The organism is Ruegeria sp. BG6, from assembly GCF_056538465.1.
In genome coordinates this window covers 102,760-126,961 of sequence record NZ_JBQFTB010000012.1, presented here as the reverse complement: position 1 = coordinate 126,961, position 24,202 = coordinate 102,760, and the positions used below count along the sequence as shown (strand labels likewise).

General features: G+C 60.5%; 19 protein-coding genes. 12 read left to right on the top strand and 7 right to left on the bottom strand.

Annotation, left to right across the window (positions count from 1 at the left end):
* Genes ACR0JW_RS18720 through ACR0JW_RS18710 form a run of 3 tightly spaced genes read right to left on the bottom strand, consistent with a single transcriptional unit; the run spans nucleotide 1 to nucleotide 8,353 of the window.
* A complete protein-coding gene (locus ACR0JW_RS18720; RefSeq protein WP_480714295.1) occupies nucleotides 1–840 on the bottom strand; it encodes a 2-keto-4-pentenoate hydratase in 840 nt (279 codons plus the stop codon).
* A 13-nt stretch (nucleotides 841–853) separates the two neighbouring features.
* Nucleotides 854–2,890: a penicillin-binding protein 1C gene (pbpC, locus tag ACR0JW_RS18715; protein WP_170680003.1), complete on the bottom strand. Its 2,037-nt coding sequence runs from the start codon at nucleotides 2,888–2,890 to the stop codon at nucleotides 854–856.
* Between the two features lie 36 nt (nucleotides 2,891–2,926).
* A complete protein-coding gene (locus ACR0JW_RS18710) occupies nucleotides 2,927–8,353 on the bottom strand; it encodes an alpha-2-macroglobulin family protein (RefSeq protein WP_480714294.1) in 5,427 nt (1,808 codons plus the stop codon).
* 115 nt (nucleotides 8,354–8,468) lie between these two features.
* On the opposite strand from ACR0JW_RS18710, the gene ACR0JW_RS18705 reads away from it, so the two are divergent.
* Together ACR0JW_RS18705 and ACR0JW_RS18700 are read left to right on the top strand one after the other, a co-directional pair.
* Nucleotides 8,469–10,676 (top strand): response regulator, encoded by a 2,208-nt coding sequence (locus ACR0JW_RS18705; protein ID WP_480714293.1) that lies wholly within the window; start codon nucleotides 8,469–8,471, stop codon nucleotides 10,674–10,676.
* Nucleotides 10,677–10,685: 9 nt separating this feature from the next.
* Nucleotides 10,686–11,162, top strand: a complete 477-nt coding sequence (locus ACR0JW_RS18700) for a VOC family protein (protein ID WP_170679998.1) — start codon at nucleotides 10,686–10,688, stop codon at nucleotides 11,160–11,162.
* On the opposite strand, the gene yaaA is transcribed toward ACR0JW_RS18700, so the two are convergent.
* From yaaA to ACR0JW_RS18685, 3 genes are all read right to left on the bottom strand, one after another.
* Entirely contained in the window at nucleotides 11,153–11,923 is a 771-nt protein-coding gene (gene yaaA, locus ACR0JW_RS18695; protein ID WP_170679996.1) for a peroxide stress protein YaaA, read from the bottom strand. The two genes, ACR0JW_RS18700 and yaaA, sit on opposite strands and share 10 nt — an antisense overlap.
* Before the next feature lie 33 nt (nucleotides 11,924–11,956).
* Nucleotides 11,957–13,996 (bottom strand): DNA helicase RecQ, encoded by a 2,040-nt coding sequence (recQ, locus tag ACR0JW_RS18690; protein ID WP_480714292.1) that lies wholly within the window; start codon nucleotides 13,994–13,996, stop codon nucleotides 11,957–11,959.
* Between the two features lie 78 nt (nucleotides 13,997–14,074).
* Nucleotides 14,075–14,362, bottom strand: coding sequence for a YggT family protein (locus ACR0JW_RS18685; RefSeq protein ID WP_170568510.1), 288 nt, complete (start codon nucleotides 14,360–14,362; stop codon nucleotides 14,075–14,077).
* Between the two features lie 129 nt (nucleotides 14,363–14,491).
* On the opposite strand from ACR0JW_RS18685, the gene ACR0JW_RS18680 reads away from it, so the two are divergent.
* The 10 genes from ACR0JW_RS18680 (at nucleotide 14,492) to smpB (ending at nucleotide 22,698) form a co-directional block, all read left to right on the top strand.
* Nucleotides 14,492–15,859, top strand: coding sequence for an MFS transporter (locus tag ACR0JW_RS18680; protein WP_170612912.1), 1,368 nt, complete (start codon nucleotides 14,492–14,494; stop codon nucleotides 15,857–15,859).
* Nucleotides 15,856–16,719, top strand: a complete 864-nt coding sequence (gene mepA / locus ACR0JW_RS18675) for a penicillin-insensitive murein endopeptidase (protein ID WP_170612914.1) — start codon at nucleotides 15,856–15,858, stop codon at nucleotides 16,717–16,719. The genes ACR0JW_RS18680 and mepA overlap by 4 nt, the downstream gene beginning before the upstream one ends.
* Complete coding sequence (locus ACR0JW_RS18670) at nucleotides 16,692–17,576, top strand: esterase-like activity of phytase family protein (RefSeq protein WP_480714291.1); 885 nt, start codon at nucleotides 16,692–16,694, stop codon at nucleotides 17,574–17,576. Before mepA ends, ACR0JW_RS18670 begins: the two co-directional genes overlap by 28 nt.
* 96 nt (nucleotides 17,577–17,672) lie before the next feature.
* A complete protein-coding gene (locus ACR0JW_RS18665) occupies nucleotides 17,673–18,317 on the top strand; it encodes a queuosine precursor transporter (protein ID WP_170679990.1) in 645 nt (214 codons plus the stop codon).
* 263 nt (nucleotides 18,318–18,580) lie between these two features.
* Nucleotides 18,581–19,000: an alternative ribosome rescue aminoacyl-tRNA hydrolase ArfB gene (arfB, locus tag ACR0JW_RS18660; RefSeq protein WP_170679988.1), complete on the top strand. Its 420-nt coding sequence runs from the start codon at nucleotides 18,581–18,583 to the stop codon at nucleotides 18,998–19,000.
* Between the two features lie 60 nt (nucleotides 19,001–19,060).
* Complete coding sequence (locus tag ACR0JW_RS18655; RefSeq protein ID WP_170612922.1) at nucleotides 19,061–19,807, top strand: SDR family oxidoreductase; 747 nt, start codon at nucleotides 19,061–19,063, stop codon at nucleotides 19,805–19,807.
* Nucleotides 19,808–19,878: 71 nt separating this feature from the next.
* Nucleotides 19,879–20,895, top strand: coding sequence for a P1 family peptidase (locus ACR0JW_RS18650; protein ID WP_170679986.1), 1,017 nt, complete (start codon nucleotides 19,879–19,881; stop codon nucleotides 20,893–20,895).
* A gap of 113 nt (nucleotides 20,896–21,008) precedes the next feature.
* On the top strand, nucleotides 21,009–21,422 hold the full coding sequence (locus ACR0JW_RS18645) for a c-type cytochrome (protein WP_170612926.1): 414 nt from the start codon (nucleotides 21,009–21,011) through the stop codon (nucleotides 21,420–21,422).
* Nucleotides 21,423–21,631: 209 nt separating this feature from the next.
* A complete protein-coding gene (idi, locus tag ACR0JW_RS18640) occupies nucleotides 21,632–22,174 on the top strand; it encodes an isopentenyl-diphosphate Delta-isomerase (protein ID WP_170679984.1) in 543 nt (180 codons plus the stop codon).
* 47 nt (nucleotides 22,175–22,221) lie between these two features.
* The gene (gene smpB / locus ACR0JW_RS18635; RefSeq protein WP_170679982.1) at nucleotides 22,222–22,698 is read left to right on the top strand and encodes an SsrA-binding protein SmpB; all 477 of its coding nucleotides are present in this window, start codon (nucleotides 22,222–22,224) and stop codon (nucleotides 22,696–22,698) included.
* Nucleotides 22,699–22,711: 13 nt separating this feature from the next.
* Here smpB and glpK read toward each other — a convergent pair whose 3' ends face one another.
* On the bottom strand, nucleotides 22,712–24,190 hold the full coding sequence (gene glpK / locus ACR0JW_RS18630; RefSeq protein WP_170679973.1) for a glycerol kinase GlpK: 1,479 nt from the start codon (nucleotides 24,188–24,190) through the stop codon (nucleotides 22,712–22,714).
* Between the last annotated feature and the right edge of the window lie 12 nt (nucleotides 24,191–24,202).

The window sequence follows — 24,202 nt, the reverse complement described above, 5'->3', positions numbered from 1 at the left end:
CTACTCGAATGTCACGCTGACGGTAGGATTGCCGGGCAGGCCGTCATACCTGACGGACGCGCCGCCTTTGCCTTTGGCAGGTGGAAACAGCGGTCCGAACGACCCAACCGAAATCAGATCGCCGGGCGCAAATTCGATCCCTTTTGACATCAGCCAGAGTGCCGCGTTTGCCGGATGGCCCAAAACGGCTGTGCCAGGCGCCTCTGCCAGAACCTCACCGTCGGCAGCACTCAGCGTGACCGTCATGCCCATCAAATCCTGCGACATGGCGGCGGGATCGGTGACGGCGATTTCAGACCCTAAAACGCCGAGTTTCGGGGCAACTCCGATTGCGGTCAGGGTGACGGGGGTAATGGGTTCTCCGTCGGCCAGGGTCAGGTCAGGCAGTTCGATGAAGGGGCGAACAGACGAGACATGTTCCATCACTTCGTAAGGTGTGGTTGCCTGATTGATCGCTGCGTCGCCGACCACCAGGATCAGGTCCGCCTCGAATACTGGGCGGGCCCCCCAGCTTTCTGAAACACTTGCCCCGTCATCCAGCATCATGTCGCGATACAGAATACCCTGAACCGGTTCACTTCCTCCAAACCTGTCCTGCGCGGGTTTGCTGGTCAGGCCCGCCTTGTAGCCAATCAACGGTCCAAGATGCGGCTGCATCGCAGTGACAAGTTTCGCCTGCGTGCAAAGCGCATCCGCCATGCTTCCGTCCGGGGTCAGAGCAACGGTAGGTGTGTTCGTAAGATAGTCCTGAACAAACCGGTCGATCTGGGCGTCAGACGCGCATTCAGCCGCTGTCTGAGTGGCCGTCAAAGCAAGAACAAAAACAAGCCAATTGCGCATTCGTTTTCTCCCGTCATCTGATCTTGAACGAAACCCTGTCGGATTTGCCCAGTGCATCCACCACGACAAGGGCGGCGTGTCCGGGCCCGGGGTTGGGAATTTCAAACTCTCTGTGGTGCTGGCCGGTTACGACGGGCACGCCGTCAGACAGGACGGAAAACGGCCCGGTTCCGCCCCTCAGCTTCAGCGTAAGGGAGGCTCCATTTGTCTCTAACAAGGCATCCTTGGGCGGAAACAATAGTTGCGGCGCAGAAGGGTCCGCCTCAAAAGCAGCTTGGCGAGGGCGGAACCGCCGCAAAGGCTGGGGCAGTTGCGCGGCACCGACCAGCAGGGTTGATGGCGGAGGTGGTGGCATCGGAGTGAATTTGGGTTTCAGAAGACCGAAGGCTTCAAACAAAACTGGGGCCGCAAGTGCGCCGCCAAACGCACCGGGCACCGGTGTGCCGTCTGCCCGCCCCAGCCAGACACCGATGACGTGACGGCCGTCATAGCCGATCGCCCAGGCGTCCCGGTGCCCGTAAGAGGTTCCGGTCTTATATGCCAATACACCGGATTGCGCACCTGATGGCGGGGTCAATCCGGTCAGAATATTGCCAACCTGCCAGGCCGCCGGTTCTGACAGGACACGTCGCGTATCGGCGTCGCCATCCAATGCCCGATAGTGCAAGACGGGGCCTTGGCCACCTGCCGCCACCACCGCAAAAAGCTGCACAAGATCGTGCAGGCTGAGCCCGACACCGCCAAGCGAGATCGCCAGACCCGGTGCGCCTCCGTTGAGGCGCGGTTCGGTGTTGGCACGATACAGGGCGTCCATGACGCGGGCAGGTCCCAGTTCCTGCGTCAGGCGCACCACCGGGATGTTCAGCGATAGTTGCAGCGCATCGCGAATACGCACGTCACCCCTGAACACGCCGTCGAAGTTGCGGGGTGCATATCGCCCGAACATCACCGGGCTGTCGCTGATCAGGGTTTCCGGATGCGCCAGACCCTGGTCGAAGGCCAGTCCATAGATCAGGGGTTTCAGGGTTGATCCGGGTGAACGCAACGCCTGCGTCATGTCCACAAACCCCTGACGCGCGTCCTGATAACCCGCCGACCCAACCGAAGCCAGAATCGCGCCGGTTTCATGGTCAGCCACGATCATCGCGCCGGAAACGCGGGGTCCGGCCCGTTTGGCGGCCTGCGCGATCAGCGGTTCCAACTTTGCCTGCAATGCCCCGTCCAGTGTCAGGTCCTGCGCCAGAGCTTCGGGCAACCCCGCACGGGCCCGGTCCGTCAGGTGGGGTGCCAGCCGGGGAAAGGGCCGCATTCTGGTTGGCACCGGGTCTGCCATGGCGCTTTGCATCTCGGGTCTGGACAAAAGACCATTGCGATGTAGCCGTTGCAAAACCCGGTCGCGGGCTTTGCGCCCTGCTTGAAGATTGCGGTCGGGTCGCCGTGCCTCGGGGGATTGTGGCAGGGCGATCAACAAGGCCGCTTGCGCAGGCGTCAAGCGGGACGGATCCTTGCCGAACCACGCCCGACTGCCCGCCCGGACACCTTCAAGGTTGCCACCATAAGGGGCATGGGTCAGATAAAGCGACAGGATCTGATCCTTGTTCAGGCGTTGTTCCAGCGCCAAAGCTACCCGGATCTGGCGGAGCTTACCGCTCCACCGACCTGTCGGGCCATCCTCAATCAGGCGGGCAACCTGCATGGTCAGGGTCGATCCGCCGGAAACAGGTCGGCCGTTCCAAAGCGACTGCGCCCCGGCCCGAGCCATGGCCAGCGGATCGATGCCGGAGTGAGCGCGAAACCGTTTGTCCTCGTACCGGATCAGCATGTTGACAAAACCCGGATCGACCGGGCCATGCTGCATCCGCCAGATACCGTCCGCCACCGGAAATGCGCGCAGCAGATCGCCGTTCCGGTCCCGCATCTCGACCGAGGTTTCTGTCAGAACCGCAGGCAGCGATGTGGCATCGACCCAGTCCACGAAGCGGTCGCGGGCAAAGCCGGTCACATACAAAAGCCCCGCAAGTGCCAAGAGCAGAAGGCTGGCCCTAGGCATCGGCCTTGCCAAAACTTCGATATGTTTGACCCCCGATCATTCGACCACAACGCGCCCAGTGTTGGTGTGCGCCCGGTTCTGCGGGCGATACATATCCTCGACCGAGGCCGCCGGGTGATGAAAGGCACCGGGTGTTACGGCGCGTGCTACATACGCAAGCGTGACCGGCTTGCGGTCCTGCAAGTCAACCGCCGCCAAAAACCGGTCAGACCGGAATTCGGTATGCCTGGCTTCGGACAAATCCAGCCAGTCCAGCGACCGCACATCACCCGAACGCAACAGGTTGGGATTGTCGATCTCGATACCAGCGGCCAGCGGGTCGTCGATCATCAGGCGCGCACCGCCATCCTCGAAGGGCGTGACGGTCAAAACCGTGACAAATCGCGTGCCCACTGAAAGTGCGGACTGGTCCAGCAGTTCACCTTCCATTGAGAAATACACCCGCTCGATCGCATATCCGGTTCCGCCCGCCGCAGGCGGCACGTCGGGTATTCCCGTCACCGTCATCGTGATATCCGTGGCCTGCCCGTCTGCGGCAGTTATGTTCAGAACATCGTCGCTGTCCGAATGCAGGACCTGCACAAACGGTCCCTCGACCGGCGCACCGTTCACACGCAGCCCGGCGCTTTCCGGGTTTGAGATCAGCGCATGCGCCGCCAGCAGCGACCATGATGCCTCTTGCGTTGACAAATGCGCCGGGGCGGAACTGACCCGCCGGATCAGATCCTCCCGGTCGATCACCTCGCTGCCTGCGTCCACGGCCAGCGTCAGCAGTCCGGCCGCATCGCGCAGTTCGGTTCCGTAGTCGGTGCGCCAGTAACTTTGATTTTGATCCGACCGTTCGGCCAATAGCTGGGCAGCGCGGGCAAACATCCTGTCCGCTCGTGTCTGATCCCCGTAAGAGGCCAGCGCCGCCCCAAGCTGAGCGGCGGCCAGAGGCGTGGCGAAGGCATCACCTTTGACGTCGGCGTAATAGCGCAGATCGCCCATGGATGCCGCGCTTTCGCGGGCCAGAACCATCAGCGCATAAGCGATGTCTTGCCCGCCGTTGTCGAAATCAGGGGCATAGCTGATCCTGTTTCGCAGGTTGTCCATCGCCTGTGCAAAGGCACGGTCCGGCACGGCATGGCCCTGCGCACGGGCGCGGGACAGGAAGTCGGTGACATAAGCATCCAGCCAGAAATCGCCGCCCTGCGCGCGCCACAGCCCAAAGGCACCATTCGAGGTTTGCCGGGTCAGTATGCTGCGGATGGCCGTGCTGATCCGCGCTTCGATCGCCGGTCGGTTCCCCAGCCCCGAGGCCTGGGCGACAGAAGACAAATACAGCAGCGGCAGCGCCTGACTGGTGATCTGTTCAGTGCAGCCATATGGGTACCTGTTTAACCAATCCAGCAGGCCGGGCGTGTCGAATTTCGCCAGCGGACCGGCGGACAGGATCGCCTTAACCGATCCGGGCCGGAATCCGTCGAAGACATCCTGCGAAAACAGAAAGCTGTCACCCTCGCCCAGCGAAAACCGGCGTGTCAGAGCAACGGCAGGATCGTTTGCGCGAACCGGCATCCGCAACGTCTGAGACAGATCGCGGCCGTCCGCTGTTGTGATTGACAGGTTGATCTCAGGGTCACCAACCGCAGTTGCGCGAATTGGAACCTCCAAAACGGTCTTGCCGCCGGGTTGCAACGTGAAACTGGTCGGGGTTACGGCCAGTTCCAGCCCGGCCGAAGCCGCCAGACCCAGTGCCATTTCACCTGCCGGACCGTCGGCATGCACGATCTCCAGCAGCATCCGGCTTTGGTCGCCAGGGGCCAGAAAACGTGGCAGGCTGGCCGATACGACAACCGGGTCGCGAACGACCATCTCAGCTTCCGCCTGACCGACCGCGCTGCGCGACCAGGCAACCGCCATCAGACGCACAGTGCCGTTGAAATCGGGCAGAGGAATGTCCAGTTCGACTTCGCCCGTTTCACCGACCTGAACCGGACCGCTGAACACGGCCATCAGATCCTGTGTGGGCGGAGGCGACTGCCGCCGCATACCAGCGTCGCTGTCACCTCCGGAACGAACCAGACCCATGGTCCCGTTCATCCCGTTGATCAGCCGGCCATAGACGTCCCGCAATTCGACGCCCAGACGGCGTTGCCCAAAGTAATAGGATTGCGGGTTCGGTGATTCAAAACCTGTCAGGTTCAGGATACCGACATCTACCGCTGCCAGCGTCAGCCAGACGGGATCATTGGCCGGGGCGTTTTCGACCCTGATGCGGGTCTTTTGCACTTGTCTTGGCGTCGTAAGCTCGGGCACCTCAATCCCGACCTGCAGCCTGCGCCCGACCGGTTCAACACTGGCATGAGCGATCCCCATGGCCCTGGCCGGGTTCTGGCCGGCGGATACGTCCATCGGCCGGATCAGTGTGGCGGCGACATAGGCGCCCGCGCCCCATTCCGGCGTGACATCGATGGGAACAACGGTTTCACCTTCAGGGACTTCGATCATCTGGCGTTGGATCAGCCGGTTCGACAGAACGTCGATCTGTGCAACACCTGCTATGCGGGCCACAATCCTCAGTTGCGCCGTGTCACCGGGGCGATAGCTGTCACGGTCCAATGACATGTCCAACCTGTCCGGAGTGCTTGTGGCGTCGGCGGCCTGGTACCAGCCCGCGTAGAAATCGACGGCTGCTTCGGCGTATGCGCCATCGATCCGCTGCACCACAAGCTCGTACCGGCCCCAATCGACCGCGGATGTCAAAGTCAGCGGGTCTGACTGAAACTCGGCCTCTCCGGTGGCGATCCGTGTGCGCCGGGTGGTGGGTTCCCACTTCCATTCTCCGTAGAGCTGGTACCACTGATACCGGGTTTCAATCCGGTTCAGGGTCCAGCGCAGGCGCATCGGGGTTGCCGACAGGTCAGGCGACAGTCCGACGACCTGAAATCCGGCTTCGGTGCCTTCAGGCACAACACTGTCAAACAGCGGTTTGATTCCTATGACCGGCTGCGTTGGCCGCACCGGAGCCGTCAGGCGACGCTCGACCGGTCGCCCTGACCCGTCTGCCAGCCGGGCAATCACCGTGGCTTCAACGGGCTTCCCTTCAGTCTCCAATACAGGGATTTCCACCGCGACAGTTGCCAGACCGGCGGCGTCGGTGCGCGTATTGCCAAAATAGGTGCTTTTGGTGGAAACCGCTGCGTCATAACGGCCAAACCGATATCCGTCATATCCGGAAACCGCTTCCGCCGGGCGCGCGAGGACCTGGCCGTCGATGTTCAAATCCGAACCCGGTGCACCGAACAGATAGCGGGCTTCGATCCGCAGCGGCGGGTTGTCGCCGGGATGCAACGGGGCGTCCGGCAAGGACAGGTTGAAGTCGATCCGCTCGGGCAGGAAGTCTTCGATCAGTACGATCTGCTGCGCCAGCGCATCAGCCTTCGGGTCCGACTTGACTTCGATCCGCCATGTTCCGCGCGGTGCATCCACAGCCACGGGCAACGCAAAAACATGACCTCCGGCAACACCGCCGTCCGACACGGCGCGTCGGTATTCAACGCCGTCCGGGCGATGCAGTATAGCAGTCAGCGGCAAACCCTCGATGGCCTGCGCCTGATCGTCACGCGTCAGGGCCGTCAGGTGAATCGTTTCACCGGCGCGGTAGGCGCCCCGGTCGGGGGTCAGAAAGACATCGATTGGTCCGGCTGGTGCCCGACCCTCGACACCACGGTCGGACAAGTCAAAGGCCGGGTCGGTCAGCGACAGGAACCCGATATCGCTGTCACCATCGACAGCCACGACCAGCGCGGGCGAGCTTGCCCCCGTTCCCCGAACAAGACCGGCATCAAACAGGGCATGGCCGTCGGCATCCGTCTTGGCCCGGGCAATTACCGCATTTGCATTCGAGATCACCGAAACCTCGATCCCTTCGCGGGGTGCGGCGTCGGTCAGGCCACGGACCGTGACATGCAGGCCGTCCGTGCCTTGAGCAGTTGAGAGACCCAGATCAGACAGAACGAACCACTGCGTGGCTGACGGGTCGTCGTATGGGTCACTGCCGGGCACCCGCGCGGACAGCGTGTAGATACCGGCCGGTTGATCAGAAATCGCCTCGGCCAGCGGCAGGCGCGCTGTCATGGTCTGGTTCAGCTGGTTTTCGACTTCCGCTGTACCTGTCCAGATATCCTCGGCAATCTCGTTGCTGAACTCGCGTTCTTCCCATTCGCTGAGGGGGCGGCCGAAAAAGCCCTGCTGAACCGCACGCAACAGGTTCCGGTCACTGATCCGGCGCAAGGTCAGATCCAGTTCGGCGACGTTGACCGTTTCAACGGGCAAGGCCACATCCGCTGACTTAGGCAGCACATATCCGCGCCCGGGAAACCGGGCCGTTGGCGAACGGTCGCGCACGTAGTGGGTCAGGCTGACGTTGCGGTTCAGCATTTCTCCCGAGGCGGCTGGCAACCCCTCGCGCAAGGTGAACTGATACCGCGCACCATGCGCGACACCATCGACGCAAAGCTGCTTCTCGTCTGCCTGCACCACCAGACCATCGTCGCTGCGCTGAACAAAGGGGTCATAGTCGACACCGGCTTTGACAAGCGGTTCCGAGAATTCAACGCAGATGCGCGGCGCAGCGGCATCGCTTTCAACGCTGCTGTCCAAAACCCGGAACCCGTATTTGCCGATCGCATGATCCAGAGCGGCCAGAACATCCTCGCGCGGCTGAAGCTGCTGGGCCAGTCGCAGCGCCGGGATCATGTCACGCCCGCGTTCGACAGCTTCAAGCGCGTTTGAAAGGATTATCAGTGCTGATACCTGAGCGCCCTCTGATTCCGCGCGTAAGTATCCGTTGATGGCGGCGCCAAGCGCCCGATCGTGAAGGACATTTTTTTCGTTCCAACCCGACGCTTCGATGGCGAGCAGCAGGCGGGCGTAATCTGTCCACAGGTCAGAGGCATCATTGATCGACAGGGCCACACCGGTCCACTGCATGGCCAGCGCCGGCGTACTGGCGGCGCGGGCCGCGTTCATCGCGTCTTCGGCATTGAACCCGCCGGCCGCGTGCAGAAATCCAAGGTTCCTGGCCTGATCACGTGCCCGTTCAAAATCGGTCGGTCGCAGGAAATCCAGCGTGCCTTTGCGGGTTTCTGCCAGTGTTAGGGTCGATTCTGGCGTTGAAACCTTCTGTGCGGACAAAGCGCCGTTGTAGGGATCCTGCCGGGTTATGTCCTTCTTTGGAAAGCAGGCATCCGAACGAGTATTGAAGGTAAATGCGGTGCAGCTTTGGATGGCCGAACACGCCTGAATGCAGGATTTCAGATCCGTGTCGAACAACGCATTCAGATCGGTTCCGATAAAATCAGCGTCGCGGGTCGTGATGTATCGGAACTCTGGCGCGGCAGATTTTGCCTGACCCGGGGCTGGCTGGAAAAAATGTGAAAGAAAATAAACTATTGCAATCAAAACCAAGCGGTGCATCGCAACCTCCTATTTGCAGCAACCCTCGCATGTGGCCCGCTTGTTTGGCAACGGCTTAAACACTTCTTCACGGTCTGGCGGGATGGTGCGGGAATGTGTTCCGGGATCATCTGAAATGAGTCTTGCAAACAAACTGGCGCAGGAACGGCGTGCGCGGCTGGCGGCCGAACGGTTGTTGGAGTTGAAACAGGCAGAACTGTCGGCAGCGAACCGCAAACTGGGCCAGCACGCCATCGCCCTGACCAGACGCATCGGTGAAACCCAGGCCGAGGTCGAGACGGTTCGCGGCGAGAACGAACGGGTCAAGTCCGACCTGACCGTCGCCCACGCAAAGATCGAAGTGGCCGAGCGGCGCCTGTGGCATTCGATCCAGACCATTCAGGACGGGTTTGCCTTCTTTGACGCAAACCACAGCCTGATTGGGGCCAATGCCGCGTATCTGAGCGTGTTCGAAGGCTTGGAAGAGATCGCTTCGGGCATATCCTACGCGCGTATCCTCGAGATCCTGACCACCGAGGGGATCGTCGATACCGGACCCGAGTGCGCGGCCGACTGGCAGGCGCGGATGCAGTCGCGGTGGATGCAGGCAAACCCCGAACCTGTGATCATTCAGCTTTGGAATGGCCAGTATATCAAGCTCATCGATCAACGCGGCAATGGTGGGGACGTGGTCAGCCTGGCGTTGAACATAACCTCCTCGGTCCGGCATGAGGCCGAACTGACAGCGGCGCGGGAACGGGCCGAAGCCGCCAACCGCGCCAAATCCTCGTTTCTGGCCAATATGAGCCACGAGATCAGAACACCGATGAACGGAATCGTCGGAATGACCGAGTTGCTGGCCGAGACGCAGCTTGGGGAAGAGCAGCGTTTATACGTCAACACCATCCGGAACTCGGGCGAGGCGCTGCTGGTCATCATCAATGATGTGCTGGATTATTCAAAGATCGAAGCAGACAGGCTGACCCTGCACCCCGAGCAGTTCGATTTCGAACGGTGCATTCTCGAAGTGGCGATGCTGCTGCAGACCGGCGTCCGGGAAAAAGGTCTGACCTTGCTGGTGGATTATGATCTGTTTCTTCCAACGTTGTTCATGGGCGATCCGGGAGGTATTCGGCAGGTTCTGACCAATCTGGTGGGCAACGCGGTGAAATTCACCGCACAGGGCTACGTCCTGATCCGCGTAACCGGAGTCCCCAATGCCAAGGCGCAGACGTGCGACATCCATGTCGCGATCGAAGATACCGGGATCGGAATTGCTGAAGACAAGATCGGCCACATATTCGGTGAATTCAACCAGGTGGAAGATGAAAGAAACCGGCTGTTCGAGGGGACCGGGCTGGGGCTTGCCATTACCAAGCGACTGATCACCCTGATGGATGGGACCATCTGGTTTGAGAGCGATCCTGGTAGGGGGTCGTGTTTCGGGTTCCGCATCTCTTTGCCGACCATGCCGGGACCACAGCCGGAGCCACCTGATCTGGGGGGACGTTTGCGTCATGTGGTCGTGGTTGAGGATCTGGCTGTAAATCGCGCCATCCTGCGCAAGCAGCTGGGGCGCCTGGGATCCAGGGTCACAATGTGCAAGACCGGGTCAGAGGCATTGAAAATCGTGGATGAGACGGTCGACCTGCTAATATGCGACCATGACTTGCCCGATATGGACGGGCTTGAATTGGCGGCAATCCTGAAGGAACGCGGCCTGGGTGAAACACCCGTCGTCGTCATGTCCGCCAACCCGGCTTTGATCCACGCCAGCGCGTCCCGGCACCTGGTTGAAGGTGTCTTGCAGAAACCGATTCCCCGGGCCGAACTGTATTCCCAGCTGATGGCGCTTGGCAAAGCCAGCAAAACAGTGGAAGCGGTCTCTGTCACCGAGGCGCCCAGCCGGGTCAAAATGCCTTCCGGGCAACGTCTGATGCGAGTTTTGGCGGCCGAGGACAATCGCACCAATCAACTGATCCTGAAAAAGATGGTCAAGGATGCGAATATCGATCTGCGATATGCAGATAACGGGATTGATGCGGTGCAGGCCCATCTGGATTTTGACCCGGACCTGGTCTTCATGGACATCTCAATGCCGAAAATGGACGGCAAACAGGCTACGGCTGAAATTCGGCGGCGCGAGGTTGGGGCAGGACGCCATGTGCCCATTGTCGCCCTGACCGCCCATGCGATGGACGGGGACGACACCGGAATTTTGTCTGCCGGGCTGGATCACTATCTGACGAAACCGCTACACAAGCAGCGCATACTTCAGATGATCCTGGACCACTGTCCCGATGGCGCCTGCCCGGTCATTGCCGAACCCGGAGATGTCGAATAGCCTGATCGCATGACCCGCAAGCAAACCTCGGATCACCGCGGATTTCGCCCTCGTGCGTTGGGCGAGATTGCGATCCGCTGCGCCGACATGCCCGCGATGGTTGCGTTCTATGAAAATGTGATCGGGCTTGAGCGTCTATCGGGCGATCACAACAGCGCCATTACCTTTTTTCGCATCGCCGAAGGATTTGGCGGGCATACACAGGTGCTGGCGTTGTTTCATCACACGGCGGCTCCGCGGCCCGGGTTGCACCCGAACAGCGCAAACAAGCCCGTGACCGGAGGCAGGTCATCCTTACATCACATTGCCCTTTCTCTGCCGTTTTCCGAGCAGGAGTCCGTCATGCGCTGGTACACCGAATTAGGACAACCCTACCGCGTCGAAAAATTCGGCTGGATCGGCTGGCGTGGAGTTTTCACAGAGGACCCCGAAGGCAACACCGTTGAACTGGTGGCTTTTGATCCTTCAATGCTGGATCAGGCCTGATAGGGACGCACAAAGACCGGTTTGTCCTGTTCCGATAGGTCGGGACGGTACTGATAGCCTCCGGTATCGAAGTCCAGCAGCCCCTTGGGATCGGTCAGTCGGTGCTGGATAACATACCGCGCCATGGCACCGCGCGCCTTTTTGGCAAAGAAACTGACGATCTTCGGCGTGCCAGCTTTGTCTTCCATGAACACCGGAGTGATGACCCGCAGTTTCAGCGCCTTCGGGTCGACAGCGCCGAAATACTCCTGACTGGCGCAGTTGATCAGAATGTCAGACCCAATGGCGCTACCTTGCACGTTAAGGGCCTTGCTCAACTCGTCGCGCCAGTATTCATAAAGGTTCTTGCCGCGCCGGGTCTTAAGCTTGCTGCCCATTTCCAGCCGATAGGCCTGAATGGCATCCAGCGGGCGCAGCACACCGTAAAGGCCGGACAGAATGCGTAGGTGATCCTGCGCCCAGACCAATTCCTCGGCGTCCAGTGAGGTTGCTTCGAGCCCTTGATAGGTATCACCGGCAAATGCCAAAGCAGCAGGGCGGGTCACTTCTGCGTCCGGCGAATCGAAAAAAACGCGGTACCGGTCGCGGTTCAACCGGGCCAGATCGTCGCTCAGGTCCATCAGTTTCTTCAGATCGCCCAGAGTCAGGTTTCTGGCGGTTTTCGAAAGGCGGATTGCATCATCCTGAAAGTCCGGTTGCGTGACATCGACATCCCGCTCTGCCCAGTCCAGCCGCTTGGCCGGGGAAATGACTACCAGCATATCCGCCCTCGTTTTTTGCCTGATGCAGGGTATCTAGCCCGCCTGACGCAGCACGTCCAGAAAGGCAGCGCCAAACCTTTCGTGACGGCGGTCGCCCAGCACCTGCTCGATCGCCCGTGGATCGTCCGAGCGGAGTTGCGCCACCTTTGCCAGTTGAGAAGCCGAGCAAGTCAGCGGTTTGTCGATCCCGTCCGGACCGCGTGACAAGCGTGTCTGAATTTCAAGCAGGCGATCGTAGATGTCGCCCTGATCGCGTCCGGCCAGCTTGCGCCGCGCGGGATGCACGGTTTCGACCGCACCCGCGATTACTTCAAGAAAGGTGTCACCGTACCGCTCCAGTTTCTTCGCGCCGACGCCACCGATCCGGGCCATGTCATCCAGCGTAGCGGGGCGCTTTTCGGCCATCTCGATCAGGGTCCGATCGGGGAAGATCACATAGGCCGGAACCCGGGCTGATTCCGCCAGCGCCCGGCGTTTGGCCTTCAGCGCAGACAGCAGAGGCGCGTCTTCTTCTGACACCATCATCTTGACCGCTGGCCGACGGGTCGCCTTGCGTATTGTGTCCCTACGCAAGTTGATCTGCGCCTCGCCCTTGAGGATCGGTTTCGCGGCCTCGGTCATGCGCAGCGCGCCGTGGCGTTCAGGATCGGGGCGGACCAGGTCGTGGCCCATCATCTGCCGGAAAATCGCCTGCCATTGCGGGCGCGACCAGTCCTTGCCGATACCCCATGTCGACAGATCATCGTGGCGGCGGGCACGGATCTTGTCGGTCTCGTTGCCCAGCAGAATGTCGATCAGATGCCCCGATCCAAACCATTCCTCGGTCCGCAGGATCGCGGACAAGGCCATGCGAACAGGTGTGGTGCCGTCGAACACTTCGGGCGGGCTGTCACACAGATCGCATTTACCACAGGGTTCAGCCTGTTCGCCAAAATAACCCAGAAGGCTCCGGCGGCGGCATTCCAGCGCTTCGGCCAGCCCCAACAGCGCGTTCAGGCGTGCGTGATCGGCCATGCGCCTTTCAGGCGGGGCCAGCCCTTCGTCGATTTGCGAACGGCGCAGGCGGATGTCGTCGGGGCCGAACAGGGTCAGGGTTTCCGCAGGGCTGCCGTCGCGCCCGGCGCGACCGATTTCCTGATAATAGGCCTCGATGGATTTGGGCAGGTCCGCATGGGCGACCCAGCGGATATCGGGTTTGTCGATCCCCATGCCGAAGGCGACGGTGGCAACCACGATCAGCCCATCCTCACGAGCAAAACGGGTTTCGACGATGCGGCGATCTTCGGCCTCCATGCCACCGTGATAGTTGCAGGCAGAATGGCCTTCGGCCCGCAGGGCCTGCGCCAGAACTTCGGTCTTGTTGCGAGTGCCGCAATAGACAATGCCCGATTGCCCTTTTCGGGCGGCGGCGAAGTCGAGCACCTGCTTTCGCGGCCCGTCCTTGGCGGCAAAGGCCAGATGGATGTTCGGCCTGTCGAAGCCACGCAGAAACTTACGCGGAGCGGTGTCGTCAAACAGTTTCTCGACGATCTCGTCCTGCGTTTCCGCATCCGCCGTCGCGGTGAAGGCGGCTAGCGGCACATCCAACGCGCGCCGCAACTCTCCGATCCGCAGATAGTCGGGGCGGAAATCATGCCCCCATTGACTGACGCAATGCGCTTCGTCCACGGCGATCAGGCTAACATTGATCCGCCGCAGCATCCCCAGCGCAGATCCTGCCGCCAGCCGTTCCGGCGCCATGTAAAGCAGCTTGAGCCGCCCGGCTTCCAGCGCCTCCCACACGGCGTCGGTTTCCTCGGGCGTGTTGCCGGATGTCAGTGCACCCGCCTCGACTCCAGCCTCTTGCAGCCCGCGCACCTGGTCGCGCATCAGGGCGATCAGAGGGGAGATTACCACCGTCACCCCGCCGCGCAGCAGGGCAGGAAGCTGATAACACAGGGATTTACCACCGCCAGTGGGCATGATCGCCAGCACGTTTTCGCCTGCGGTCACGGCATCGACGATCTCTTCCTGCCCGGGACGGAAGTCGTCGAATCCAAAGACATCTCGCAGCAGGGGTGCGGCGTCGAACATGTGCGGGGGTGCCCTGTTTTAAGGTTTATCTGCTCTTAAGACAGGACAATCACACACTAAGATTCGGTGAACAAGAGGTCAGACGAAATAGACCGCATTGTTGATCAGGATGATCCGCAGCGCATAGACCGCGACCAGCACCACCAATGGTGTCAGGTCCAGTCCGCCCATGTTGGGCAGAACGCGCCGGATCGGGCCATAGATCGGTTCCAACAGTCGGTTCAGGCCATACCAGATCTGCGCCACTAGCTGTTGATGCAGGTTGAGCACCTGAAAGTTGATCAGCCAGCTCATGATCACATGGGCCAGGATGATGAACCAGACAATGTCCAGGATCAGCAGAAGGATTTGGATCAGCGACAGCATGGGCACTCCGTTTGCGCGTTTGCTGAGACCTAAGCGCCCCTGCCGCAAAGAGCAAGTCCGGGCCAACTGAAAGCTTGCGAATTATATCAAAGCCCCGTCTTATGAAGCAAAACGCACAAAGAGGCAGTGATGGCAGAGATTTCCAAGCGCAAGCGCATCTGGGGATGGTGGTTTTTCGATTGGGCCAGTCAGCCATATCATACGCTGCTGGTGACATTCGTGTTCGGCCCCTATTTTGCAGGGGTCGCAGCCGGATACTATGCCAATACCGGACTGGAAACAGAAGCCGCCGCCGCGCAGGCGCAGACGGTCTGGGCGAACTGCCTGACCATCACCGGGCTGATCATCGCGTTTGGCGCGCCTTTGTTGGGGGCCATGGCAGATGTGTCCGGCCGCCGCATCCCGTGGATTTTCGCGTTTTCGGTGATGTATGCGGTGGGGTCCGCCGCGCTGTGGTACACGCTGCCAGATGGTTCGAACATGTGGCTGATGCTGTCGGCCTTCGGATTGGGGTTTGTGGGTGCGGAATATGCGCTGATCTTCATCAACTCGCAGCTCCCCGATCTGGGCGATGACAATGAAGTCGGAGAGATTTCAGGCTCGGGTTTTGCGTTTGGATATTTTGGCGGTCTGATCTCGTTGGCGATCATGCTGACGCTGTTTGTTGAACAGCCCAACGGCAAGACGCTGATCGGGATGGAGCCGTTGTTCGGGCTGGACGCCGGCGCGCGCGAGGGCACGCGCTTTGTCGGGCCCTTTACCGCAGGGTGGTTCGTTCTGTTCATGGTGCCCTATTTCCTGTGGGTGCGCGACGATGAACAGACGAACAAGAAGGGCAGTGTCGGCGAGGCATTGCGCCTGCTCGGGAAGTCGATTGCCGCCCTGCGGCACCGGGGCAGTCTTGCGGCCTATCTGGGTTCGTCCATGTTTTACCGCGATGCGCTGAACGGGCTTTACAGTTTTGGCGGCGTTTACGCGCGCCTGGTGCTGGAATGGGATCTTATCAAGATCGGTGTGTTTGGAATCGTCAGCGTTCTGGCCTCGGCCATCTTTGCCTGGATTGGCGGCAAGATGGACCGGAAATACGGCCCTAAACCGGTTATTTTGGTCGCAATCTGGGTTCTGATCTTTGTCTGCGTCACTGTCGTTCTGATGGACCGGACGCAGATTTACGGCATCGCGTTGCCCGAGGGATCAAACCTGCCGGATCTGGTCTTCTTTGGTTGCGGCGTCCTGATCGGTGGCATGGGCGGTATCCTGCAATCGGCCAGCCGATCCATGATGGTGCGCCATACCGATCCCGAGGCGCCGGTCGAGAGTTTCGGGCTTTACGGGCTGTCCGGTCGCGCCACTGCCTTTGCCGCGCCCCTGCTGATCGGGATCGCCACCACCGCGACGGGCAGCGCAAGACTGGGGGTGTCACCCATCGTTCTGTTGTTTATTCTGGGCCTGTTCCTAATGCGCTGGGTTAAACCGGAAGGGGATCAGAGCAGATGATTTTATTACGCTTTTTGGCAATTCTTGCGACTTTGACGCTGGCAGGCGCGGCGGGGGCGCAACCCCTGGCCAAGCAGTTGTTCGGGGCGCAGAGAGTCAGTTCACAACAAAAACCCGCCGCCTTCGGCAGTTATTCGCGCGGATGTGCGGCCGGGTCGGTGCAATTGCCCGAAACCGGGCCGACATGGCAGGCCATGCGCCTGTCGCGAAATCGAAATTGGGGACATCCCGACGCGATCGATTACGTGCAGGACCTCAGCCGTTTTGCGGCGAAGCAACCAGGGTGGAATGGTCTCTATGTCGGCGATATCAGCCAGCCGCGTGGCGGTCCGATGACATCCGGCCACCGCAGCCATCAGCTTGGTCTGGACATCGATATATGGATGCTGCCGGGCAACGACATGAGGCTGTCCCGCAAGGCACGCGAGAATATCTCGTCGATTTCACTACGCCGCTCGAACGGGGCATATGTGAACGGCAACTGGACAAAACAGCACCATGCTGTTCTGCGAGAGGCCGCCAAGGACAAGCGCGTGGCCCGGATATTCGTCTTCCCGGGCGCCAAAGTTCAGATGTGCAACGACGAAAAGGGCAACCGCGCCTATCTGCGCAAGATCAGGCCATGGTGGGGGCATCACTATCACTTCCATGTCCGGCTGAAATGCCCCAGAGGATCGCGCGGCTGCGTCAATCAGGATACGCCGCCCAAAGGTGATGGCTGTGCTGAAGCGCAGCAATGGGTGCAGAATATCCTCAACCCGCCGCCGCCTGATCCAAACGCACCGGCCCCCAAGAAACGCCGCGAATACCGATTGGCCGATCTGCCCCAGCAATGCACCGCCGTCTTGCAGTCCAACTGATTGCGACACTGCTGCTGGCGGGGCCTCTTCGGGCAGCCGAGGGTCCTGCCGCCACCCATCTGGGCAGTTTTACGTGGACCCACGGATCGGGCTGGTTTGGCGGTTTTTCGGCGATCCATCTGTCCGAAAACGGTCGCAAGCTGATCGCGCTCAGCGACCGGGCTGTCCTCGTGACCGCGCGGATTGACCGGGACGGGGACCGTATCAGCGAGGTCAAAGTATTGGGGCATTGGCCTGTCCTGTCCAGCACAGGGCGCGCCTTGCCCGGTTACACAGGTGATTCAGAAGGACTCGCCGTCGCGCCTGCCGAAAGCTTCTATATCTCTTTCGAAGGTGTTCACCGCGTTGCCCGCTATTCGGGCCCTGGCGGTGCAGCGCGCGTTCTGCCGCGCCCCAAGGCGTTCGACGGTCTGGAGGGCAACGGATCGTTCGAGGGATTGGCGATCGACAATCAGGGGCGGCTGTATACCCTGCCGGAAAAGAACCGCACCGCCGAAGGACATATCCCGGTCTATCGCTGGAACGGTCAGGCGTGGTCCACACCGTTTGTCCTGCCGCAGCGGGGACGGTTCCTGCCGGTGTCCGCAGATTTCGGCCCGGATGGCCGATTGTATGTTCTCGAACGTGCCGTATCGCTGACCGGCTTCCGCTCGCGCCTGCGCCGTTGGCAGATCAATGCAGACACACCCATGTCCGAAGAGACCCTGTTTGAAACCGGTACCGGAACGCATGATAACCTCGAAGGGTTGTCGGTCTGGCGCGACGGTCAGGGGCGTCTGCGGGCGACGATGATCTCGGACGACAATTTTCTGGCCCTACAGAGTACCGAGCTGGTGGAATACCTGCTGCCCGAATGACTTGCCAAACACGATTCGACTCGCTAGAAGCGCGGCTTGCCTTGGGATGAACCCTTGGCCAAGTCGCCGCTACCTTGTCAAAACGGGCATCTGAAAATGCAACGCAGCTTTATTCCCGGCATTATTGCCATGGCCACTATCGTTGTGGCCTCGAACATCCTGGTCCAGTTCCTGATCCTTGACGGCCTGCTGACCTGGGGTGCCTTCACATATCCGCTGGCCTTTCTGGTCACTGACATCATGAACCGCGTCTATGGCGTGGGTCCGGCCCGCAAGGTCGTGTTTGCCGGGTTTGTCACAGGTATCATCTGCTCGCTCATCGGCAGCCAGATCATGCTGCAGGGCGATGGCTTCACCTATGCCGCAGTGCCGCTGCGGATTGCCGTCGCGTCCGGAACCGCCTTCCTGATCGCGCAGCTGACGGACGTTACTGTGTTCAACGCGATGCGCGGCGGCCGCTGGTGGCGCGCGCCGCTGGTCTCGACTTTGGTCGGCTCGGCGCTGGACACCGCGTTGTTCTTCACCATCGCATTCTCGGCGTCGGTCACGTTCTTCGGCGCCAATGCCGATGCGGCCATCAGCTGGGCATGGGAACCTGTTCCCTTCATGCTGTCCGGTCCAATGGCACCTTTGTGGGTAACGCTGGCCTTTGCCGACTGGCTGGTGAAACTGTCGCTGGCGATGATCGCACTGATCCCGTTCAAAGTGATCGTTGCGCGACTGACCGCTCAGCCTGTGTAAAAAAGTGCTTTGAGATTGGCACAACTTGTGTCACGCTTCTTTTCAACCGCAACAGATAGAAAAGGAGGTGATCCAGTGTCGAGAAAGAGATTGGAGAGAGGTGTCGGAACAACCGGGGGGATCGCCTGTTAAGGCAGCCCTTGGCGGAGCGCTCGCTCCGGCTGGTCGATTGATCTAACCGACCCGACCTCCTGAACTTTCGAAGGGCCGTCCCGCCGGGGCGGCCCTTTTTGTTTCTACGCGCCACCTGTAAGGTCGCGCGCATGTTGCGCGTTACGGACGATATCATCCTGCAGGACTGGGAAATGACCGAGAGCTTTGTGCGCTCGTCCGGTCCAGGCGGGCAAAACGTCAACAAGGTTTCCACCGCTGTCGAGCTGCGGTTTGAGGCGGCGCGCTCCCCGTCCCTGCCGGATCCGGTCAAAGCCCGGCTGAAACGGCTCGCCGGGCGACGCTGGACCAAAGAGGGCGCGATCATCATCCAGTGCGAAGAGACTCGCTCGCAGGCGCGCAACCGTGACATCGCGCGCGCCAGAATGGCCGAGCTGATCACCCGCGCATTGGTCAAGCCCAAGCGGCGTATTGCAACCAAGCCCACCTACGGTTCGGTCAAGCGTCGGCTTGCGGCAAAAAAGGCGCGTGGCGACGTCAAAGCGCTGCGGGGCAAGGTGTCCGAAGATTAATCTGGTATCTTGCAGGGGCGTTGATAGTCTGACCCGGAACATCGGCAGAGGGGTAACGCGATGAGGCTTAAGGATAAAACCGCGATCGTGACTGGTGGCGCCTCGGGGTTTGGGGCCGGGATTGCCCAAAAGTTCCTTGACGAGGGCGCGCGCGTGATGATCGCCGATATCAACAAGGATGCGGCAAAACAAATGGCCGCGACCCTCGGCGGGGCAGCTGTGGCCCAGCACGTTGATGTCGCCGACGCGATTTCCGTTCAAACAATGGCAGACGCCGCCATCGCCCAGTTCGGGCAGGTTGATATTCTGGTGAACAACGCAGGCGTGACTCATCTGCCGACACCGCTGGAGGAAGTGAGCGAGGAGGATTTCGACCGCGTCTTCAGCGTTAACATGAAATCGGTCTTTCACACTGCGCGGGCATTTGTACCGGCAATGAAGGCGCGGGGCTCGGGCGCGATCCTGAACGTTGCTTCCACAGCGGGTCTGTCGCCGCGCCCGAACCTCAACTGGTACAACGCCTCAAAGGGTTGGATGATCACCGCAACCAAGACGATGGCCGTCGAACTGGCGCCCTTTGGCGTTCGCGTGAATGCGATCTGCCCGGTGGCCGGAGAAACCCCCTTGCTGAAATCCTTCATGGGCGAAGACACACCCGAGATTCGCGCCAAGTTCCTGTCGACCATTCCACTGGGCCGGTTTTCCACGCCTCAGGACATGGCAAACGCCGCCTGTTTCCTGTGCTCGGACGAGGCCAGCATGATTACCGGAACCGCGCTGGAGGTTGACGGTGGCCGCTGTATCTGACCTGCGCCCTCTTTTTTGAAAAGCACCTCCACCGGGGGCAGCGCTTTGCTGAGATAAGGGAAACCCTCTCGATGAAACCCGGACCTAAGAACCTGATCACCGATATCCCCGGGCTTTTGGTCGGAAATGCTCAGGATGACCGGTTGAAATCCGGCACAACCGTTCTGACGGCCAATCAGCCTTTCACCGCGTCCGTGCACGTGATGGGCGGTGCGCCGGGTACGCGCGAAACCGATCTTCTGGCCCCCGACAAAACGGTGACAAAGATAGATGCCATCGCCCTGTCCGGCGGATCGGCTTTTGGACTGGATGCCAGTTCCGGCGTGTCGGATGCGCTTCGGTCGCAAGGCCGGGGGTATCCGGTCGGCCATACCGTGGTCCCGATTGTGCCCGGGGCAATCCTGTTCGATCTGCTCAACGGCGGTGACAAAAGCTGGACCGAGAACCCGTACCGTGCCTTGGGGCGCGCCGCTTTTGACGCGGCCTCAAAGGACTTTGCGCTGGGCACGGCCGGTGCAGGAACCGGAGCCCTAGCCGCTATGCACAAGGGCGGGCTTGGGTCTGCATCGCTTGTTCTGGACACGGGCGTCACCGTCGGGGCTCTGGTCGCAGCCAACCCGCTGGGCAGTGTCACCACGCCCGGCGACCGTCATTTCTGGGCCGCGCCTTATGAAATTGGCGACGAATTCGGCGGTTTAGGGCCTGATTCCACCGCAGGCCTAGGAGCGCCTCAGGTTAGCCTCAAGGCGCAGGCCATGCGCCCGGCCGAGCTGGACAAGACCAACACAACCATCGCTGTTGTGGCGACGGACGCCGCTTTGACCAAACCGCAATGCCAAAGGCTGGCCGTGGCCGCACATGATGGTATTGCCCGCGCCATCCTGCCCGCCCATACGCCGGGTGACGGTGATCTGGTCTTTGGTGTCAGTACCGGGTCACACCCTTTGGAAAACGAAGCAGAGCTGGGAATGATCGGCCACACCGCCTCGCTATGTCTGGCGCGCGCCATTGCGCGGGCGATTTATCTGGCAACACCAGCGGCTGGCGATCTTTTGCCCTGTTGGTCCGGGTCACATGACATAAGTTAAGGACGGCCACTATGCCGCAGTGGCACAGTTGCCGCGCGCGGCAATCTGCGCGTTGACTCTTTTTTGCGCCGACGATCCATTCGGTGCAGCCAATTCGTATCGGAGCAAAAGCTATGAATCGCATCCTCGCAACCGCAATCGTCGGCCTGATGGCCCTACCCGCATATGCAGAAGGCGACGCCGAGGCCGGCAAAAAGACCTTTAACAAATGCAAATCCTGCCACCAGATCGCCGATCCTGCTGGCGAAGTGATCGTCAAGGGCGGCAAAACCGGACCGAACCTGTATGGAATCGCGGGTCGGACCGCAGGAACCGTCGAAGGGTTCAAATACGGCGACAGCATCGTTGCTGCCGGTGAAAACGGGTTGGTTTGGGATGAAGCGACCTTTGTCGAGTATTCGCAAGATCCCAAGACCTTTCTGAAATCCTATCTGGATGACACAGCTGCCAAGTCCAAGATGACCTTCAAACTGAAAAGCGGCGGCGAAGACGTCTACGCTTATATCGTCAGCGTTTCGGGCGAATAATCTCCAGCCATCAGACGACCTGTGTGAGTACAAAAGGCCGCAGCCCCTGCGGCCTTTCGTGCGGTTGATAACGGGTACGATCAGCGCCACGTTGGGAATGCGCGGCCAGTCACGCTCTGAACATGTGATGCCGCGACGCCAAGCCGATCCGGCCAAAGGTAATCCGCAATGTCCCGTCACACAGGCGGATTGGCAGCAGGAGACAACAAATGGGTATCATGATCCCGGCATGGGTCGATGGCGAACTGACCCCCGTCGACAAGCTTGAGGCGCATGAAAAGGGCCTGCGACACAAGGCGGTGTCGGTCTTTGTCGTGCGCGGGACAGAGATTTTGCTGCAGCGCAGGGCGTTGGAAAAGTACCATACGCCGGGCCTGTGGGCGAACACCTGTTGCACACATCCTGACTGGGGTGAAACCGCATCCAAATGCGCTGTGCGCCGTCTGCGCGAGGAACTTGGGATTACAGGGCTATACCCGGAATACCGTCATCGGCTGGAATACCACGCCGATGTCGGCAATAACATGATCGAACATGAAGTGGTCGACGTGTTTCTGGCCAGGACTCGTGGTTCTCTGAAAATCGAGCCTAATCCGGAAGAAGTCATGGAGATCCGCTGGATCGACTATCACGATCTTCTGGCCGAGGTGCAGCGCCACCCATCCCGGTTTACGCCTTGGCTGAAGATTTATCTGCACAACCACTCTGACACGATTTTTGGCCCCGATCTGATCATCTCGGCGCCATCCTGACGTCTACGGCTTGCAAGGTCCGCCCAAGCCGCCTAAATCAACGCGTCATGGCCAAACAGAAGACAGACCCGAACTACAAAGTCATCGCCGAAAACCGGCGTGCCCGCTTCGATTACGCGATCGAGGACGATCTCGAGTGCGGCATCGTGCTGGAGGGTTCCGAGGTCAAGTCCCTGCGCGCTGGCGGATCGAACATCGCCGAAAGCTATGCTTCGGTCGATGACGGAGAATTGTGGCTGATCAACAGTTACATCGCGCCCTACGAACAGGCCAAGGTCTTCAAACACGAAGAACGCCGCCGCCGTAAGCTGCTGGTTTCGCGCAAGGAATTGTCGAATCTCTGGAACGCGACCCAGCGCAAGGGCATGACACTGGTGCCGTTGGTTCTGTATTTCAACCACAAGGGCCGCGCGAAGCTGAAGATCGGCATCGCCAAGGGCAAGAAGCTGCACGACAAGCGCGAAACCCAGGCCAAGCGCGATTGGTCACGGCAGAAGCAGCGGTTGATGAAGGATCACAGCTGATCCTTCACCGGTTTCAGAACGCCATTGCGGCAGAAACGGCACGTTTCCAACGGTCATAGGCCGCATCGCGGTCTTCGGCGGACATTTCCGGTTCAAACCGGCGATCCAGCGCCCAGGTTTCCGAGAATCCATGCTGCTCCGGATAGATGCCGGCGCGCATCCCGGCCAGCCAGGCAGCGCCCAGGGCGGTGGTTTCCTGCATCACAGGGCGGTCAACCTCGGCGCCGAGATAATCCGACAGGCCCTGCATCGCCCAATCCGATGCACTCGCCCCGCCATCGACGCGCAGGGTGACATCAGTATCCGCGCCCCAATCACCCTGCATGGCATGCCACAGGTCGCGCGTCTGGTAGGCGATGCTTTCCAGCGTAGCCTTGGCAAACTCGGCGCGGCCAGAATTGCGGGTCAGGCCAAACACCGCGCCGCGGCAATCCGGCTTCCAATAGGGCGCCCCAAGGCCGGTGAAGGCCGGAACCAGCACAACATGCTGGTTGGGATCGGCCTGTTGCGCCAGTTCTCCGCTTTCCGGCGCCGAGTCGATAATCTTGAGCGCGTCGCGCAGCCATTGAACCGCTGCCCCGGCGACAAAGATCGACCCTTCCAGCGCGTAAGTCCGCTGACCGTCCAGCTGGTAAGCGATGGTGGTCAACAGGCGATTGTTGGATTTGACCGGCGTTGGTCCGGTGTTCAGCAGCGCAAAGCAACCAGTGCCATAGGTTGACTTCATCATCCCGGGCTGGAAACAGGCTTGTCCGATGGTGGCGGCCTGCTGGTCCCCGGCCACGCCAAGGATTGGAATATTGCCCCTAAATAGAGACGTATTTCCGAAGTCCGACGCGCAGTCATGTACCTTCGGCAGCATGTTCATCGGTACATCCAGCAGATCGCAGATCTCGGCGCTCCACTCACCCTTGTGAATGTCGAACAGCAGAGTGCGTGCGGCGTTGGTTGCGTCAGTGGCGTGGCTGCGTCCTTCCGTCAGGCGCCAGATCAGGAAACAGTCGATGGTGCCGAACATCAACTCTCCGGCTTCGGCCCGTTCCCGCGCGCCGGGTACGGTGTCCAGCAGCCATTTTACCTTGGTGCCCGAAAAATAGGGATCAAGCAGCAGACCGGTCTGGGCGGTGACGTCATCTTCACAACCGGCCTGCTTGTAGCGGGCACAAATCTCGGCGGTCCGGCGGTCCTGCCAGACGATGGCGTTGTGGATCGGTTTGCCGGTGGCGCGGTCCCAGACGACGGTGGTTTCGCGCTGATTGGTGATACCGATGCCCGCGATCTGATCTGCGGTTACGCCGGTGTTGTCCATCACCTCGCGGCAGACCCGCAGGACGCTTTCCCAAATTTCCTCGGCATCATGCTCGACCCAGCCCTCCTGCGGGAAGTGCTGAGTAAATTCGTGCTGCGCGGTGCCGACGCGCTGCATATCCGTGTCGAACAATATGGCCCGCGATGATGTGGTGCCCTGATCAATGGCAAGAATATAGGTCACGCCTGCGCCCTC